19 protein-coding genes are annotated in these 16,571 nt (G+C 44.2%); 9 read left to right on the forward strand and 10 right to left on the reverse strand.

Translation table 11 applies throughout. The annotated features are described in order from the left end of the window. Window positions 1-90 precede the first annotated feature (90 nt). Complete coding sequence (yhdJ, locus tag BSU_09490; protein NP_388830.1) at window positions 91-519, forward strand: putative acetyltransferase; 429 nt, start codon at window positions 91-93, stop codon at window positions 517-519. Between the two features lie 30 nt (window positions 520-549). Here the strand turns inward: yhdJ and asiMB are convergent, their stop codons facing one another. Genes asiMB through sigM form a run of 3 tightly spaced genes read right to left on the reverse strand, consistent with a single transcriptional unit; the run spans window position 550 to window position 2,385 of the window. Next, entirely contained in the window at window positions 550-840 is a 291-nt protein-coding gene (gene asiMB / locus BSU_09500) for a negative regulator of the activity of sigma-M (protein NP_388831.1), read from the reverse strand. Further along, window positions 828-1,904: a negative regulator of the activity of sigma-M gene (gene asiMA, locus BSU_09510; protein NP_388832.1), complete on the reverse strand. Its 1,077-nt coding sequence runs from the start codon at window positions 1,902-1,904 to the stop codon at window positions 828-830. The genes asiMB and asiMA overlap by 13 nt, the downstream gene beginning before the upstream one ends. After that, a complete protein-coding gene (gene sigM, locus BSU_09520; protein ID NP_388833.1) occupies window positions 1,894-2,385 on the reverse strand; it encodes an RNA polymerase ECF (extracytoplasmic function)-type sigma factor (sigma(M)) in 492 nt (163 codons plus the stop codon). Before sigM ends, asiMA begins: the two co-directional genes overlap by 11 nt. A gap of 196 nt (window positions 2,386-2,581) precedes the next feature. Here sigM and akrN point away from each other — a divergent pair, with 196 nt between their 5' ends. Further along, the gene (akrN, locus tag BSU_09530; RefSeq protein NP_388834.1) at window positions 2,582-3,577 is read left to right on the forward strand and encodes an aldo/keto reductase specific for NADPH; protects against methylglyoxal; all 996 of its coding nucleotides are present in this window, start codon (window positions 2,582-2,584) and stop codon (window positions 3,575-3,577) included. Between the two features lie 134 nt (window positions 3,578-3,711). Beyond that, window positions 3,712-4,311 (forward strand): 1-acylglycerol-phosphate (1-acyl-G3P) acyltransferase, encoded by a 600-nt coding sequence (gene plsC / locus BSU_09540; protein ID NP_388835.1) that lies wholly within the window; start codon window positions 3,712-3,714, stop codon window positions 4,309-4,311. Window positions 4,312-4,379: 68 nt separating this feature from the next. On the opposite strand, the gene yhdP is transcribed toward plsC, so the two are convergent. Together yhdP and cueR are read right to left on the reverse strand one after the other, a co-directional pair. Then, window positions 4,380-5,714, reverse strand: coding sequence for a putative magnesium efflux pump (yhdP, locus tag BSU_09550; protein ID NP_388836.1), 1,335 nt, complete (start codon window positions 5,712-5,714; stop codon window positions 4,380-4,382). 60 nt (window positions 5,715-5,774) lie between these two features. Then, a complete protein-coding gene (gene cueR / locus BSU_09560; RefSeq protein NP_388837.1) occupies window positions 5,775-6,206 on the reverse strand; it encodes an indirect copper efflux transcriptional regulator in 432 nt (143 codons plus the stop codon). 156 nt (window positions 6,207-6,362) lie between these two features. Here cueR and yhdR point away from each other — a divergent pair, with 156 nt between their 5' ends. Then, window positions 6,363-7,544: a putative aspartate aminotransferase gene (gene yhdR / locus BSU_09570; protein ID NP_388838.1), complete on the forward strand. Its 1,182-nt coding sequence runs from the start codon at window positions 6,363-6,365 to the stop codon at window positions 7,542-7,544. A gap of 326 nt (window positions 7,545-7,870) precedes the next feature. Further along, on the forward strand, window positions 7,871-9,256 hold the full coding sequence (gene yhdT, locus BSU_09590; protein ID NP_388840.1) for a hypothetical protein: 1,386 nt from the start codon (window positions 7,871-7,873) through the stop codon (window positions 9,254-9,256). A gap of 13 nt (window positions 9,257-9,269) precedes the next feature. Here yhdT and crcBA read toward each other — a convergent pair whose 3' ends face one another. The 3 genes from crcBA to yhdW are packed head-to-tail and all read right to left on the reverse strand — an operon-like array spanning window position 9,270 to window position 10,736. Further along, entirely contained in the window at window positions 9,270-9,626 is a 357-nt protein-coding gene (gene crcBA / locus BSU_09600) for a fluoride efflux channel component A (RefSeq protein NP_388841.1), read from the reverse strand. Continuing rightward, the gene (crcBB, locus tag BSU_09610; protein ID NP_388842.1) at window positions 9,623-10,018 is read right to left on the reverse strand and encodes a subunit of fluoride efflux transporter; all 396 of its coding nucleotides are present in this window, start codon (window positions 10,016-10,018) and stop codon (window positions 9,623-9,625) included. The genes crcBA and crcBB overlap by 4 nt, the downstream gene beginning before the upstream one ends. Continuing rightward, on the reverse strand, window positions 10,005-10,736 hold the full coding sequence (gene yhdW, locus BSU_09620; protein ID NP_388843.1) for a putative glycerophosphodiester phosphodiesterase: 732 nt from the start codon (window positions 10,734-10,736) through the stop codon (window positions 10,005-10,007). Before yhdW ends, crcBB begins: the two co-directional genes overlap by 14 nt. Before the next feature lie 233 nt (window positions 10,737-10,969). On the opposite strand from yhdW, the gene yhdX reads away from it, so the two are divergent. The 3 genes from yhdX (at window position 10,970) to srtN (ending at window position 13,154) form a co-directional block, all read left to right on the forward strand. Further along, window positions 10,970-11,077 (forward strand): hypothetical protein, encoded by a 108-nt coding sequence (yhdX, locus tag BSU_09630; protein ID NP_388844.1) that lies wholly within the window; start codon window positions 10,970-10,972, stop codon window positions 11,075-11,077. A 148-nt stretch (window positions 11,078-11,225) separates the two neighbouring features. Further along, on the forward strand, window positions 11,226-12,341 hold the full coding sequence (gene mscY, locus BSU_09640; protein NP_388845.1) for a small conductance mechano-sensitive channel: 1,116 nt from the start codon (window positions 11,226-11,228) through the stop codon (window positions 12,339-12,341). 69 nt (window positions 12,342-12,410) lie between these two features. Further along, entirely contained in the window at window positions 12,411-13,154 is a 744-nt protein-coding gene (gene srtN, locus BSU_09650; protein ID NP_388846.1) for a sirtuin NAD-dependent deacetylase, read from the forward strand. Window positions 13,155-13,177: 23 nt separating this feature from the next. On the opposite strand, the gene yheN is transcribed toward srtN, so the two are convergent. Next, the gene (gene yheN, locus BSU_09660; RefSeq protein NP_388847.1) at window positions 13,178-14,026 is read right to left on the reverse strand and encodes a putative polysaccharide deacetylase; all 849 of its coding nucleotides are present in this window, start codon (window positions 14,024-14,026) and stop codon (window positions 13,178-13,180) included. 284 nt (window positions 14,027-14,310) lie between these two features. On the opposite strand from yheN, the gene dat reads away from it, so the two are divergent. Then, window positions 14,311-15,159, forward strand: a complete 849-nt coding sequence (gene dat / locus BSU_09670) for a D-alanine aminotransferase (RefSeq protein NP_388848.1) — start codon at window positions 14,311-14,313, stop codon at window positions 15,157-15,159. A gap of 42 nt (window positions 15,160-15,201) precedes the next feature. Here dat and nhaC read toward each other — a convergent pair whose 3' ends face one another. Then, a complete protein-coding gene (nhaC, locus tag BSU_09680; protein ID NP_388849.1) occupies window positions 15,202-16,563 on the reverse strand; it encodes a Na+/H+ antiporter in 1,362 nt (453 codons plus the stop codon). Window positions 16,564-16,571 lie beyond the last annotated feature (8 nt).

Below are 16,571 nucleotides of genomic sequence, written 5' to 3' on the forward strand. Positions count from 1 at the left end.
TGGCATGGTCATTTTTTCTGATATTGGCTATTTGGCAAATGCCATTTATTAGCTATGATCATTGTAACGAAAGGAAAGGGGATTGAGAAGATGATCCATATGAAACAATTAACCTCGAAAGAAGAATGGGCTGAGTCGTATCCGATTATGAGTGAATTGAGAACAGAACTGGATATAGAGACGTATTTACAAAGGCTTGAAGCCTGTGTGCAGAAAGAATCGTATATGCTGTTTGCCTTATATGAAAATACAGCAATCAGAGCGCTGTGCGGGGCTCTGCCGAGAGTTTCCATTCATAAAGGAGAGCACTTGTGGATTGCGGATCTTGTTACAACGGCACCTTGCCGATCAAAGGGATACGGCAAAATGCTTTTGGATTATGCCTCAGACTGGGCGAGAAAAGCCGGACTCGGTTTTGTCAGTCTTTCATCTGGCCTTCAGCGTAAAGACGCACATCGATTTTATACAGATAAAATGGGTTTTACTATAGAAAGTTATTTGTTCCGAAAACCGGTATAACGAAAAAAGACGCCTGAAAAGGCGTCTTTTTTAAAAGCCAAACTGTAAATTCGTATCTACAGATACAATGGTATACACACAAATAATCACAAAGAGATTAAGGATGACGCCGAGCAGGCCTGGACCTGTGCGCCCTCTCTTGATGAAGAGTTCAACAACGCCGAACGGAACGGCAGCCATGGCGAACGGAAGCATTTGATAGGAATAAAACGTGACGTTGCTGATAATGGCCAAATTCAGCAACAGCAGGGACAGAACCGCTGTCCCGACAGAGATCCAGCCGAATACATTGTGTTCTTTAAAAATTCTTACCAGTTCCATAATTCCACCTCGCCGACATTCGCTGATTTTACAGATTTATTTTTCAGCATGCGCTGGATTTCCTTGGTTGGCCCTGTAACGACCGAACCGTATACATTGACACCGTTTTTCTCTACATAATCTAATCGGTTATCTACATTCAGGTCTTTCCGTTTTGAAATGACCTGAGCCCATTTTTCGTGTTTGGACATGAATTTCAGGGCGTTGATAAACTGATCGCCATTCGACTTGCCTTTTGTATTAAGGGCGGCCAAGAACTTTGAATCCTTTCCAGGATAGCCAAGAGGTTCTGTGGAAGCTGTCTTATTTGTGTTTTTCTCTGTTTCGATTGCGTTCCACAAAAAGCTCACATCATAGCCTTTGAATTTGTTATACACGTCTTTTGTCGGATATGCACGGTCATATGAAAGGTAGACCTCTGATACCGTTCCTTCAGGCAATGTGCTTAACGTTTTTTCTGCTTTTGCGGTCGTTTGTTCAGACTTGTTTGAAGGATGTGTAAAGTAATGGCCGGTTTTATTCACTTCTAAGTCATAGTAGTTTACTGCCGGCGCTTTTACTTTGTTATAAAACATTTCAACCCGTTCATTCCCTACGGCAGCCGTCTTCGTGCCAATCTGCTTTTGCAGCGGGAATTCCGTATTCATTCCAAATAGCTTCACTTGGCTTTTCAGTCCGGAAGTATCAACAAGAACATTCGGCATGGTCAGGGCTACAGTGACTGCGGCAGTTTCCATAAACTCATTGCCGGTGCTGTGTTTTCCACCCATTCCGTAATAGAGGTAGCTTCCCAGCGTACAAAGCGGCAAAATCATCAATGTCGAAATGACGGCAAGCACAGAAATTCGCAAATAAGACTTGCGTTTGCCGTAGGCTAAAATCGCTTTTTGTTTTTCAGGACTGATGCTGAGATCCCAATCGTTATCGTCCTCTAGTTCGCTGTCAATCAGTTCCTGATATACTTCAAGCTTCTCGAGTTCTTCCTCAAATGCAGTCATTTCCTGGTCGCTCATTTCCCCATTTTTATATTGATCAAAACGCTTTTTAAATTCTTCATTCATCATTAACACCTCTATTATAAAGTGCTTTCAGCCGCTGTCTGGCACGAAATAAAACACTTTTAAAATTCGCCTCTGAAATATTCATAATATGGGATGCTTCTTTGTAGTTTAACTCTTTTAAATAATATAGCGTTAAGGCCTCCCGATAATTATCGGGGAGCTCGGACATATAACCAGTCAGCACTTCCTTTATCTCTACCTGATGGGCAGGACTTTGAACAGCATTTTGAAAGAGGCTTCCGATTAAGTCATCAGAAATGGTTACTTCTTTCTTATGCTTTCTGACGTAATCAATGAAGGCGTTTCGCGCCACTTGAAAAAGCCAGGGCTTTACTTTGCTGTGATCATAGGAGTGAATGTGTATGTATGCCCGCATAAAGGTTTCCTGCAGTAAGTCTTCAGCAAGATGCTTGTCTTTTGTCATGGAGAGCAGGAACCTGTAAACATCATTCATGTACATTTGGTAAATTTCATCGATCGTCACTGCCTTTTCTCCCCTCTATGTTATACACGCATAAGAAAGGTTTAAAGTTGCACATTACATGCAAACGGCTTTTTTATACCTAATCAAACACCATTACTATATAGTACCCAAAAATGGCCGCAAAAGATAGTGCGGAGAAAGGTTTAACATTTTTTCCAGAGGGGAAAAGATAGTGAAAAAGTGAAGGAGTGGCACAATGGAATATACCAGTATAGCAGATACAGGAATAGAAGCCTCCAGAATCGGCCTCGGCACATGGGCCATTGGCGGAACGATGTGGGGAGGCACTGACGAAAAAACATCGATTGAAACAATCCGCGCCGCTCTTGATCAGGGGATTACACTGATTGACACCGCACCGGCTTACGGCTTCGGGCAGTCCGAGGAAATTGTCGGAAAGGCAATCAAAGAGTACGGCAAAAGAGACCAGGTGATTCTCGCAACGAAAACGGCTCTGGACTGGAAGAACAACCAGCTGTTCCGCCATGCGAACAGAGCGAGAATTGTAGAGGAAGTTGAGAATTCTTTGAAGCGGCTTCAAACAGACTATATTGATCTTTATCAGGTGCATTGGCCCGATCCGCTTGTGCCAATTGAAGAAACGGCTGAAGTCATGAAGGAATTATATGATGCGGGAAAAATCCGGGCGATTGGCGTCAGCAATTTTTCAATTGAGCAAATGGATACATTTCGCGCCGTCGCACCTCTCCATACGATTCAGCCTCCATATAATCTGTTTGAAAGAGAGATGGAAGAGAGTGTCCTTCCTTATGCGAAAGATAACAAGATAACAACATTATTATACGGCAGTTTATGCAGAGGGCTGTTAACAGGCAAAATGACTGAAGAATATACATTTGAGGGCGATGATCTGCGTAATCACGATCCAAAATTCCAGAAGCCCCGCTTTAAAGAGTATCTTTCTGCTGTGAATCAATTGGATAAGCTGGCGAAGACACGTTATGGAAAATCAGTGATTCACTTGGCTGTCAGATGGATCTTAGATCAGCCGGGAGCGGATATCGCTCTTTGGGGAGCAAGAAAGCCTGGGCAGCTTGAGGCCCTATCTGAGATTACAGGCTGGACGCTGAACAGTGAAGATCAGAAAGATATCAATACTATATTGGAAAATACGATATCAGACCCTGTCGGACCGGAGTTTATGGCCCCGCCGACCAGAGAGGAAATATAACAAAAGCTGAGGGCGAATCCTCAGCTTTTTGGCGTTTAAACGAGAGAAATCTTAAAAATTAGTACCAGGTAATAAAAAATATTGTTATAATAGATGACAGAAAGAATCATTGATTACGACAAAGGAAGTGCGATATGTATAAGTTTTGTGCAAATGCTTTAAAAGTTATTCTTTCTCTTCGCGGAGGAGTGAAGGTGTATAACAAAGAAAACCTTCCGGCCGATTCAGGTTTTGTCATCGCGTGTACACATTCCGGCTGGGTTGATGTGATTACACTCGGAGTCGGGATTCTTCCTTATCAAATACACTACATGGCGAAAAAAGAGCTTTTTCAAAATAAATGGATCGGTTCGTTTCTGAAGAAAATTCATGCCTTTCCGGTAGATCGGGAAAATCCCGGGCCAAGCAGTATTAAAACGCCGATTAAGCTGCTGAAAGAAGGAGAGATCGTCGGTATCTTCCCAAGCGGAACAAGAACCTCTGAGGATGTGCCTTTGAAAAGAGGTGCGGTGACGATTGCGCAAATGGGGAAAGCGCCGCTTGTCCCCGCTGCATATCAGGGCCCTTCAAGCGGAAAAGAATTATTCAAAAAAGGAAAAATGAAGCTGATTATCGGTGAGCCTCTTCACCAGGCTGATTTTGCCCACCTGCCTTCAAAGGAAAGACTTGCAGCAATGACAGAGGCTTTGAATCAGCGGATTAAAGAACTAGAGAATAAACTTGATCAGCTATAAGGCGTTCTGAGAGATTGTCCTGAAACTGTGAAAATAAGAAAAGCACCCTATACAAGGTGCTTTTCTTATTATGCTTCCTGCTGGTTAGCTGTCTCCAGAAGTTCTTCTTCTTGAAGCTTTTTCACTTCAATATATGCGACGTGGTGGCCGTCAATTTCATTAATGATGAATTCGCAGCCCTCTTCGATGATGGAATCATCTTTTTCAACATCGTATTTTTGAGTAAGGAACCAGCCGCCGATTGTATCGACTTCTTCGTTCTCTAAATGGATGCCTAGCAGGTCGTTTACTTGGTCAATTAACACTTTTCCGTCAAGAATATAATGGCCTTCGCCGATTTTGCGGATTTCGCTAATTTCATCAATATCAAATTCGTCGCGGATTTCACCGACAATTTCCTCAATGATGTCCTCAACCGTCACAAGCCCGGCAGTACCGCCGTATTCATCAGACAAAATGGCCATGTGGACCCTCTCTTTTTGCATTTTGACAAGCAGGTCTTGGATCGGCGCAGATTCAATGACATGAATGATAGGGTTGACGAATTGAGAAATGGTGGAATCAACAGATACCTCACCGCTGATGCAGGCGGTCAGCACTTCTTTAATGTTAATAACCCCGATAATGTTATCTTTATCGCCCTCTTCCACAGGGTAGCGGGTATATTTTTCAATCTGAATGATGTCCATCATTTCAGAAATCTTGATATCATGCGGAAGGCTGACAATTTCGGTCCGCGGAATCATAATTTCTTTCGCGAGCCTGTCGTCAAATTCAAAGATTTTATTCACATATTTAAACTCTGATTGGTTGATTTCACCGCTTTTATAGCTTTCAGACAAAATGATTCGCAGCTCTTCTTCTGAGTGAGCCAGTTCGTTTTCTGAAACGGTCTCCAGGCCAAATGCTTTGGTCAATAACCGTGCGGAATTGTTCAAAAGCCAAATGAATGGGAACGCGATGCGGTAAAACCAAATCAGCGGTTTCGCAAACAGCATAGACACTGCTTCCGCCTTTTGGATAGCGACTGTTTTAGGTGCAAGTTCTCCGACAACAACGTGTAAGAACGTGATAATGGCATACGCAAAAATAAACGATATGACATGTGAAAGGGAACCTGGAACGTTCATTTGGACGAAAAGCGGGTGAAGCAGCCTTTCGATCGTTGATTCACCTAAAACCCCTAATCCGATGGAAGTCAATGTAATTCCGAGCTGACACGCAGATAAATATTCATCAAGATGCGTGGTCACTTTTTTTACGGCTATTGCTGCTTTATTTCCTTCCGCGATCAGCTGATCGATCCGTGAGCCTCTGATTCTGATAATGGCAAACTCAGATGCCACGAAAAATGCCGTCAGGGCGATTAAAACAGCAACTAAAATCAAATTCACTATGTCCAATTAGAACCTTCACTCTAGCAATGAGAATGAAGGTAACACCTCCTGTTAGATAAAATGGTTTTAACTTAACAGCAGCATAAATGATTGGAACACGGCGAGCTTTTCAGGCGGGAGTTTGCTTTTCAGCTTGTCACGATCCTCGGGCTTCAGCCGTTCAAACCGATGCAAGATTCCGGAGATGTTTTGATTCATATGATCAATTTCTAATGCCAGATTTCCAATTTCATCATCAAGTTTAGCTGAAGAGGGAAACTGGTTCTCCAGTCGATCTTTAATATCGGACAGGGCCAATCGCTGCTTCTTGCAATCTACAATAAATATAAGTCGTTTGAGTGCATTTTCGTCGTAGTAACGGTAATTTGAACAGGATCTGGCCGGCGTAAGCAGACCGAGATTCGTATAATAATCAACTGTCCGTTTCGTTACTCCGGCGAGTGCCGCTAGTTCACTGATGCGATAAGTCTCAGCCCCATCTATATCCCTCCCAACCATCACGTTATAGTTATGAGAATAGTTTAATATATGAACGGTGTCTTGCACAAGTTTATTGTTTTTTTTAGACCGGAATTGGAAGTTGTGGAATTCATCATCTGATTGAAGTAACATAGGAAGATAGAATTTTCAAATTTTTATATGCGGAAGGGACAGATGAAATTGGCTGGGTTATCCCGGGAAGTTGAAGAAAACTTAAATAAAGGATCATGGATTCGCAAGCTGTTTGATGAAGGTGCAAGGCTGAAGAAGGAGTTCGGGGAAGACCAGGTATTTGATTTTTCACTCGGCAACCCGATTGTTGAACCGCCTGAAGCTTTTAAGAGAGCGTTAATAGAGGAAGCTGAAAAAGGCAGCCACGGATACATACAAAACCAAGGGCTTCTTGCAGCGAGAGAAAAAGTCGCGCAATTTCTGGGCTCGCGTTTTGAAGCTGATTTCTCAGCGGAGCGCATCGTCATGACGGTGGGCGCGGGAGGCGCTTTGAATGTTGCGTTAAAAAGCATCGTAAACCCTGGGGAAGAGGTCATTATTCTTGCACCTTATTTTGCCGAATATAAGTTGTATATTGAGAACTACGGGGGAAAAGCCGTCAGCTGCCCGTTGACAAGCCGGTTTGAGATCGACATTGAAGCGGTAAGGCAATCGATCACTCCACAGACGAAAGGGCTGATTCTCAATACACCGCATAACCCCACAGGCACTGTTCTCAGCCAGAAAAATATAGACGATTTAGGCGCTTTATTAAAAGAAATAGAAGAGAAGAGCGGCCAGACGATTTATGTGCTGTTTGATGAACCGTACAGTCAATTAATCTATGATGAAGAGCTGGCAAATCCGTTTCAATCGTACCATCGTGTGATATTGGCCAGCTCATTCAGTAAAGATCTCGGCATAGCCGGAGAGCGGCTCGGGTATATCGGATTGGACAGCCGAATGCCGGATGCGGACCTTTTGATCAACGCTTTTGTGTATTGTAATCGAACGCTTGGATTTGTGAATGCCCCTGTCATGATGCAGCGGGCTGTGGCACGAATGGATGATTTAAGAGTAGACGCGAGCGCTTATAAAGAGCGCCGGGATTTAATGGTAGACATTTTAAAAGAAGCCGGTTTTGAATTTGAAATGCCAAAGGGAGGTTTCTTTGTTTTTCCGAAATCGCCGATTGAAGATGAAGTTGCATTTTGCGTGCATGCCGCCCAAAAATACAAATTATTAATTGTGCCGAGCAGCGGTTTTGGAATGAGCGGGCATTTCCGATTATCCTTCAGTGTGCCGATCGAGCAGATTAAAAACTCACGGGACATTTTCATTTCTTTATATAAAGATTTTGCTTAAGAAGGCAAAGAAAAGAAAACAGTTTTCAAGGCTGTTTTCTTTTTATATCCGCAAAATCCTTCCTCTTCCAATCCAGACAGGCGCAGAATTGACAAGCAGGCATGCAGTTAAGGCTTTCTTCATGATAAAAGTCTAAAAATTAAAAATCATTTTTGGAATGAGTTGTGTTACAATAAAATATACAATTTATAATCAAACTTTGACTTTTGGAGGTGGTATGATGGGGCCCTCTGCTTAGGCAACAATACACCGCGTACCTCAATGTTAAGGAAAAATGATTATATCAGGAGGTGACTCCTTATCCTTTGTTGAGAGGATAGGGTTAAATGGACGATATTGACAGTCTGATTTTAATTGGCGTGCTCATTGCTTTAACCGCGTTTTTCGTTGCAAGCGAGTTTGCGATTGTTAGAGTGAGGAGATCCAGAATAGATCAGCTTATCACAGAAGGAAACAAACGGGCGATACTCGCAAGGCGTGTCATTACAGATTTGGATGAATATTTATCCGCATCCCAGCTAGGCATTACATTGACATCAATCGGGCTTGGCGTACTGGGTGAGCCGGCCTTTGAACGGCTGCTGCATCCACTGTTTGAACCGCTCGGCTTGCCGGACTCGGTTTCACATGCAGTCTCTTTTGCAGTCGCGTACGGCTTGATCACGTTCCTGCACGTTGTTGTAGGTGAACTGGCCCCGAAAACGGTCGCGATTCAAAAGGCAGAACAGCTGACTTTACTGATAGCGGGCCCTTTGCGTTTATTCTATTTGCTCCTGTTTCCGTTTATTTGGATCCTCAATGGATCGGCGCGGCTTTTATGCGGGATGTTCGGTTTGAAGCCTGCGTCAGAACATGATGGTTCCCATTCTGAGGAAGAACTCAGGATGCTGTTATCTGAGAGTTTAAAAAACGGAGAGATTAATCCGTCTGAATATAAATATGTGAATAAGATTTTTGAATTTGATAATCGGATCGCCAAAGAAATTATGATACCGCGGAAGGAAATGGCTGCTGTGTCAACTGAGATGACGATGGCCGAGATGCTTGAAGTCATGCTGAAGGAAAAATACACGCGCTGGCCAGTCACAGATGGAGACAAAGACAGTGTGCTCGGTTTGGTCAATACGAAGCATTTGTTTTCTGATTTGCTGTTTATGACAGAAGAAGAACGAATGAAGATGACGATCCATCCGTATGTGAGGCCGGTCATCGAAGTGATTGAAACGATCCCGGTTCATGACTTGCTGATTAAAATGCAGCGCGAGCGCATTCATATGGCTATATTGTCGGATGAATACGGAGGAACCTCGGGACTTGTGACGACAGAGGATATTCTTGAGGAAATTGTCGGAGAGATCCGAGATGAATTTGATGAAGATGAACAGCCGCTGATCCAAAAGCTTGGCGACGGCCATTATGTGATGGATGGAAAGGTTCGGATCGATCAGGTGAACAGCCTTCTTGGCGCATCGATTCAAGAAGACGTCGATACGATCGGCGGGCTGATATTAAAAGAAAACATCGATATTGAGGCTGGTGAATCCATTCGCATCGGTTCATATACGATAAAGGTGCTGAAGATGGACGGCCGATTAATCAAGCAAATCGATATAAAAGAAGAAGCCGGCAACACAACCGGGATTACGGCGCACCACAAGCTGCCGCTGCCCGAGCCTGTGATGCTGAACAGTGCAACCTTGAGCGAGAAATAAGCTCAAGGTTTTTTTATATTGTGATTGTCCAGCCGCACCAAAATGCAAAAAGCGACCCGCAAAGTGTCAGGACGATGTACAAGATGCTTTCTTTTACACGTTTGGCCATAAGGAGTTGAATAGTTTCAACGCTGAATGTGGAAAAGGTCGTAAAGGCGCCAAAAAACCCCGTGCCAATGATAAGCGAGACCGAAGCATTTGCAACGTGAAGTCCTGTAAATATTCCGAGCCCGAGAGCTCCGAGAATATTGACTGTCAGTATGCCAATGGGCAGGCTGAGACCTTTGGTTTTGGCGGTTATGACATTGCCAAGCCAGAAGCGAAGCATTGCGCCAAGTCCGCCCCCTATGAAAATACCCGCTAGTGTCATTTTTCCTGCAGCCCCTTTCTTTGCTGAATGCCTGCTATGCGCCGTCCCACAAAAACACCAATCAGTGCAAATATGATCCCTGATATCAATGAGGCTGCCACATATAAAAGAGCCAATGAGGGTTGTCCTTGCAAAAGCATCACTGTTTCCTTAGAAAACGTGGACATTGTTGTGAAGCCTCCGCAAAAGCCGGTGCCTAAAAAAGCCGACAGCAGAGGCCGTTTTGCCCCGATCATAAAAAATCCGGTCAAAATGCCTAATAGAAGGCTGCCTGCCGCATTTTCCAGCCAGGTTGCCGCCGGGAACTGACCGGTGTGTATCCATAAGTTTAATCCGTATCGGAGGCAGGCGCCAAGCGCGCCTCCGATAAAAACCGCGCTATATATTTTCATGTTTGCCATCCTTTATGATGAAATCCGGGTAATCTGTAACGATGCCGTCCACGCCCATGGCTTGTAATTTTGCCGCTGTCTTTTGATTGTTGACAGTCCATGCAAATATGTTTAAGCCATTTTTATTGATGGAGCCGATCATCAGACGGTTAAGCCGTGTGTGTTTTATATTGACATAGTTTGCAAAAGAGCGGAAGGCCTTCATCTGATTTCTGGACAGCATGCCAAAGTTGGGCCTTGTAATGACCGCTGTCGGAATCGAAGGATAAAGCTCGCGGAACCTTTGGACGGAGCGGAACTGAAAGGATTGAACAATATTATTGATAGAAAAAGAAAATTGCCCTAATAGCTGTCCCACCTCTTCTTCAATTCCGACTTGAGACGGATGGCCTTTTAGTTCAATTAAAAGGCCGATTTTTTTGTGGTAGCGCTTGAGCACCGCTTCCAGGGTTGGAATACGCTCTCCTTGAAAAGCGGGACCGTACCAGCTTCCTGCATCGAGTTTTTGCAATTCCTCCAAGGTAAAATCCTTAACAAAGCCCGATCCGTTTGTTGTTCGGTCAACCCTGTCATCGTGTATCACAACAATCTGCCTGTCTTTTGTAAGCTGGACATCCAGTTCGATCATATCTGCATTCATTTTCACCGCAAGGTCAAATGCGGCAATCGTATTTTCCGGAGCGTAGCCGGATGCTCCGCGATGGGCAATGATGTACAAGCTAAGTCAGCTCCTCGTATGGGCATTTCTGTTATTGTATCAAATCCATATATGCACCGCGATACAAACTGGTGAATTTTTTCTGCCATATCGGAATGGTCCGGGCTGAGGAATGCGTATAACTAAAAAAAGACACTCAGCGTATCAGAACACATTTCGTCAGAAAATTAGGTCTTTCGACATGTTCACAACAAAATATGATCCTTTATAATAGCAAAAAAGGAGGCGAGATCATGGGAAAAGGGAGAATCAGAGTGGAGGAAAGAATTAAAGCCGAAACGGATGCTGAAATGCAAAAAGCAACTCTCCTTGATCAGACACAAACGAAAAAAGGTAAGTGACTGTCCCTATTGAATCTGGCTGATAGATGAATTGAGAAATGACCCCGGCGTTTCGCCGGGGTTTTGTGCTGCATAAGACATTTAAATGAACATCCTTACGAATATTTTAGTATAATAAACAATTGATTGGGATAGAGGGGAGACAGTCATGCCGGATTATCTGCAGCAGTATTTTACGCTTGATAACATCATACAAATCGGCATCAGCTTGGCGATTTTGCTGGTGTTTCTTATACTTAGAAAATTATTCACAAGATATTTTTTTAACCTGCTTTTTAATTTGACAAACCGGCCGAAAACAGAAATTTTTAAACAGGTGGTTCTGGCGTTTGATAAGCCGGCCAGATGGTTTTTTGTTGCCCTTGGGCTGTTTTTAGCGATCCGGTATTCACCGTTTTTAGATGAGCAAATGCCGGTCATCAGCAAAATATACCGCTCACTGATTGTGGCGCTCTTGTGTTGGGGTCTTTGTAATTTGACCGCAACATCGTCGTTTATCTTCCATAAGGTGAACCAGCGCTTCGAGCTTGACATGGATGACATTCTGGCCCCGTTTTTATCCAAATTGCTCCGTTTTGTGATCATTGCGCTCAGTGTCAGTGTGATCGCTCAGGAATTCAATTATGATGTCAACGGATTTGTAGCGGGCCTTGGTCTTGGCGGACTGGCTTTTGCGCTTGCCGCGAAGGATACCATCAGCAACTTCTTCGGCGGTATTATCATTATTACTGAAAAGCCGTTTACAATTGGTGACTGGGTGGAGACGTCGACAGTAACAGGATCAGTCGAGGATATTACCTTTAGGAGCACGAGATTCAGAACAGCACAGGGGGCGCTTGTAACGGTGCCGAACTCTACGCTGTCGATGGAAGCGATCACGAACTGGACAAGAATGACCAAACGCCAGATTACGTTTTCCATCCATGTGTCCTACGCTACGCCGATTGAGAACCTTGAACGCTCCATTCATTCTCTCAGAACAATGCTCTTAGAGCATGAGGGCGTTGATAATGAAATAATCATGGTCAACTTTGATACGTTTGCCGACAGCTACTACAATTTATTTTTTAACTTCTATACAAAAACGACGGTTTGGGCTGAAAACCTTAATATTAGAGAGGATATCAACTATAAAATTATTGAGATTTTAGGTGCAGAAGGCGTTCAGTTTGCATATCCCGGCCAAATGGTTGTTGTCAAGCAAAAGCACGAAAGCGACCAATTCCAGGTGAATCTAAATAAAGAGGAAAAGGAACGGGCTTAAAAGAGAGACTTCGTCTGACAGAGGCGGAGTCTTTTTCATGGTAAAATAAGAGAAAAAGGCGGTGTTGAGTTGGAAACATTCAAAAGTATTCTACATGAAGCACAGAGAATTGTTGTGCTGACCGGAGCGGGAATGAGCACAGAATCAGGGATCCCCGACTTTCGTTCAGCAGGGGGCATTTGGACGGAGGATGCCTCAAGAATGGAAGCGATGAGCCTTGATTATTTTTTAAGTTATCCGCGTCTGTTTTGGCCCAAATTCAAAGAATTGTTCCAGATGAAAATGAGCGGCAGCTTTGAACCGAATGAAGGCCATTTGCTTTTAGCTGAGCTGGAGAAGCAAGGGAAGCAGGTCGATATTTTCACGCAAAACATTGACGGTCTTCATAAAAAAGCGGGGAGCAGGCATGTGTACGAACTGCATGGTTCTATCCAGACAGCAGCTTGTCCGGCATGCGGCGCCCGATATGATCTTCCCCATTTGCTGGAGCGGGAGGTGCCGGAGTGCACGGCGGCCGGAAACAATGGGGACATTTGCGGAACGGTATTAAAAACCGATGTTGTTCTCTTTGGCGATGCCGTCATGCACTTTGACACCCTTTATGAAAAGCTGGATCAAGCAGATCTTTTATTGGTTATCGGCACGTCTCTCGAAGTGGCTCCGGCTAGATTTGTGCCTGAGGATGCAAGCCTGATTCCCGGCATGAAGAAAGTCATCATAAACCTTGAACCAACGTATTGCGACAGCTTGTTTGACATGGTCATCCATCAAAAAATCGGCGAGTTTGCCCGAAGTTTGGGCATGAAAAAGTGAGCCGCTTTATGCGCCTCACTTTTTTATTCATGAACAGGAACCATTGTGTCCTCTAACACTCCGAAGGAATAGCCTTTTTCTTTTAATTTATTGATTAGTACCGGCAGCGCATTTACAGTAGCAGGAAGATCATGCATGAGAATTACATTTGGGCGGCTTGAAGAGCTGTGTTCCATATTCTCAAGCTGCTGTAATACGGCGGTCACATACTGTGAATTCCGGTATTTCCAGTCCATGCTGTCGATCGTCCAATCCCAGTACACAAACCCATCTTTCTCCAGATTGCGAATTTGTGAGGCGGTTAGTGACGGCTTGCTTCCGTATGGCGTTCTGACAAGATCGGTTTTATATCCTGTAATGTCCTGCAGCGTGTCACGCGCCTCCTGCATTTCTTTTAGCGGAGATGTCGGTGTTTGATAGAACAATCTGTTATTGTGGGTAACGCCATGTAAACCGAGTGCGTGGCCTTCCTTTTCTGCTCTTTTCACAGCCTGCTTGAATTCGTTCATCCGCGGTGACAGCATAAAAAACGTCGCTTTTACATCAGCGCTTTTCAGTACGTCGAGCAAGCGGGTTGTAACGGCTGAAGGGCCGTCGTCGAAGGTTAAGTAAACCGTTTTATCTCCCATGTTCTGCTTTGTCTGCAGATGTTTTATCAGGAGATCGGGGGAGTCGTTTTTCAGCTTAAGGCTTTCCTTCTCATCTCGAAGCTGGCCGTTTGTTGTGACAGTGACTTCCTTTGCTTTCGTTGAACTGTTGGAATAACCCAAAATCACCATAAGCAAAAGCAGCACACATAAAACTGCTAAACTTGCAAATTTAAAAGCAAGCGAAACTGCAGAAGGAGAAGCCTCTCCTCTCGTTTGTCGCATAACAATCTCTCCATTGGCATAAAATCTCTACATAATGCTGTACAGCAGGCAGCTTATGAAGATGCCTTATGTTTACAACCTATGTATTACCAGTCAAGTATACAGGAATAAAACTGGAAAGCACATAGAAAATTTGTCGAAATGTCAGATTTTAAGGAAAAAATAAACTCCTTTCCGCTATAGATCTCTTGATCTTTCTGTTTTTCAGCTTGTCCAATATGGTAGAATTAGTGATAATGACAGCTTGAATGACATCAGGGACATCTCGAAAAGGGAGGGCTTTTATGAAGGTTTTAGTCAATGGCCGGCTGATTGGGCGCAGTGAAGCATCAATCGATTTGGAAGATCGCGGTTATCAGTTTGGTGACGGCATCTATGAAGTGATCAGGGTGTACAAAGGAGTATTGTTCGGCTTACGTGAGCATGCAGAGCGTTTTTTCAGAAGTGCTGCTGAAATCGGAATTTCACTGCCATTCAGTATAGAAGATCTCGAGTGGGACCTGCAAAAGCTTGTACAGGAAAATGCGGTCAGTGAGGGAGCGGTATACATTCAGACAACAAGAGGTGTGGCCCCGCGAAAACACCAGTATGAAGCCGGCCTCGAGCCGCAGACTACTGCCTATACGTTTACGGTGAAAAAACCGGAGCAAGAGCAGGCATACGGAGTGGCGGCCATTACAGATGAGGATCTTCGCTGGTTAAGATGTGATATCAAAAGTCTGAATTTACTGTATAATGTCATGACGAAGCAAAGGGCCTATGAAGCCGGAGCATTTGAAGCCATTTTACTTAGGGACGGCGTTGTTACGGAGGGTACATCCTCTAACGTTTATGCCGTTATCAACGGCACAGTGCGAACACATCCGGCTAATCGGCTCATTCTCAATGGAATTACACGGATGAATATTTTAGGACTGATTGAGAAGAATGGGATCAAACTGGATGAGACTCCTGTCAGTGAAGAAGAGTTGAAACAGGCGGAAGAGATCTTTATTTCGTCAACGACGGCAGAAATTATTCCGGTCGTGACGCTCGATGGACAATCGATCGGAAGCGGGAAACCCGGACCGGTGACCAAACAGCTTCAGGCTGCTTTTCAAGAAAGCATTCAACAGGCTGCTAGCATTTCATAAATGAACGAAGAAAAGAGCCCGCTTTTTACAGCGGGGCTCTTTTTATTTTTTAACAAATCCAATCAAAATGGAGATCATTGGCGATATATAGAGGAAGAACGTAAATGGGATGTAGTCTATGACTGGAACACCAAGTGCGCTCGCCATAAATGCGCCGCTGACGCCCCAAGGAATCAATGGGTTAATTAATGTTCCGCCGTCCTCTAATGATCTTGTCAGAAATTTTCGCTGGATGTTTCGTTTGTCATATAAAGATTTAAATGATTGTCCCGGTATTAATATCGATAAATACTGTTCGCCCGTTGCCAAGTTGACGCCGATGCTTGAGCAGACAGTTGCTGCAACAAGACGGCCTTTTGAGCGGATGCCTTTCATGACGCCTTCCAATAGTGCAGAAATCAATCCGATTTTCTCCATCAATCCGCCGAGTGCAAAAGCAATCATAATGAGAGAGACAGAGCCCATCATGGATTGCAGTCCGCCTCTGTTAATAATTTTAGCGGCTGCCTCATTGTCAGTTTCGAAAGTTGTGCCATTTTGTAAAGCTGTCATAAACGCCTGCAGGCTGCTGTAGGGTACAAAAATAGCAGTCAAAATTCCCGAGGAAATAATTCCGGCAGTCAGAACGGGGATTACTGATACCCGTTTCATTGCCAGCAAAACGACTAAGAGCGGAGAAAGAAGGGCCCACGGTGTCACGTTTGCAGCATCTTTTATTCCGGTTATGACCTGCTGAATATTATCGGTTGAAGCAGCGTCCGCTGACACTGATGAACCGAGAAAGTAAAACAGAACGACAGTGATGAGCAAAGCTGGAATGGTTGTGCCCATCATATGGCGAATGTGTTCAAAGATTGGTATTTCGCCTATTCCGGCTGCAAAGTTGGTTGTGTCCGACATCGGCGACATTTTATCCCCAAAACAAGCGCCGCATATGACTGCGCCTGCTGTCCATTCAAGCGGAACGCCAGCCGCGCTCGCCACGCCGATCAGCGCTACTCCGATTGTGCTTACAGTTGTCAGACTTGAGCCAACAAGTGTGCTGATGATCATACATGAAAACAAAGCAGTCAACAGAAGGTGGCTTGGTTCAATAAAGGATAGGGCATAAACTGTCATAGTCGGTATTGCGCCGCTGTACATCCAGGCGCCGATTAAGATGCCGATCAGCGCTAGAACAATAATCGGCTGTACGCCGTTTTTGATCCCGTCTACAATCCCTTTTTCAATGCTCTTCCAGGGAAATCCAAACCATAAAGCTGCTGCTGAAAGCATGACAACACTTAAAAACAGCGGGATATGAGGTTCTACATGAAGCAAGAATAAGCAAGAAATAATAATGCACAACATGAATATAAATAAACCGACGGCTAACGGAAACGTCAGCTTTTTTTGAGAATCCAAAATAACAC

It is taken from the genome of Bacillus subtilis subsp. subtilis str. 168 (assembly GCF_000009045.1).
Lineage (GTDB): Bacteria > Bacillota > Bacilli > Bacillales > Bacillaceae > Bacillus > Bacillus subtilis.

Coding starts and splice junctions, on each gene's coding strand:
- yhdJ (NP_388830.1), top strand. CDS start 91: ATGATCCATATGAAACAATTAACCTCGAAAGAAGAATGGGCTGAGTCG.
- asiMB (NP_388831.1), bottom strand. CDS start 840: ATGGAACTGGTAAGAATTTTTAAAGAACACAATGTATTCGGCTGGATC.
- asiMA (NP_388832.1), bottom strand. CDS start 1,904: ATGATGAATGAAGAATTTAAAAAGCGTTTTGATCAATATAAAAATGGG.
- akrN (NP_388834.1), top strand. CDS start 2,582: ATGGAATATACCAGTATAGCAGATACAGGAATAGAAGCCTCCAGAATC.
- plsC (NP_388835.1), top strand. CDS start 3,712: ATGTATAAGTTTTGTGCAAATGCTTTAAAAGTTATTCTTTCTCTTCGC.
- cueR (NP_388837.1), bottom strand. CDS start 6,206: ATGGTTGGGAGGGATATAGATGGGGCTGAGACTTATCGCATCAGTGAA.
- yhdR (NP_388838.1), top strand. CDS start 6,363: ATGAAATTGGCTGGGTTATCCCGGGAAGTTGAAGAAAACTTAAATAAA.
- yhdT (NP_388840.1), top strand. CDS start 7,871: ATGGACGATATTGACAGTCTGATTTTAATTGGCGTGCTCATTGCTTTA.
- crcBA (NP_388841.1), bottom strand. CDS start 9,626: ATGACACTAGCGGGTATTTTCATAGGGGGCGGACTTGGCGCAATGCTT.
- crcBB (NP_388842.1), bottom strand. CDS start 10,018: ATGAAAATATATAGCGCGGTTTTTATCGGAGGCGCGCTTGGCGCCTGC.
- yhdX (NP_388844.1), top strand. CDS start 10,970: ATGGGAAAAGGGAGAATCAGAGTGGAGGAAAGAATTAAAGCCGAAACG.
- mscY (NP_388845.1), top strand. CDS start 11,226: ATGCCGGATTATCTGCAGCAGTATTTTACGCTTGATAACATCATACAA.
- yheN (NP_388847.1), bottom strand. CDS start 14,026: ATGCGACAAACGAGAGGAGAGGCTTCTCCTTCTGCAGTTTCGCTTGCT.
- dat (NP_388848.1), top strand. CDS start 14,311: ATGAAGGTTTTAGTCAATGGCCGGCTGATTGGGCGCAGTGAAGCATCA.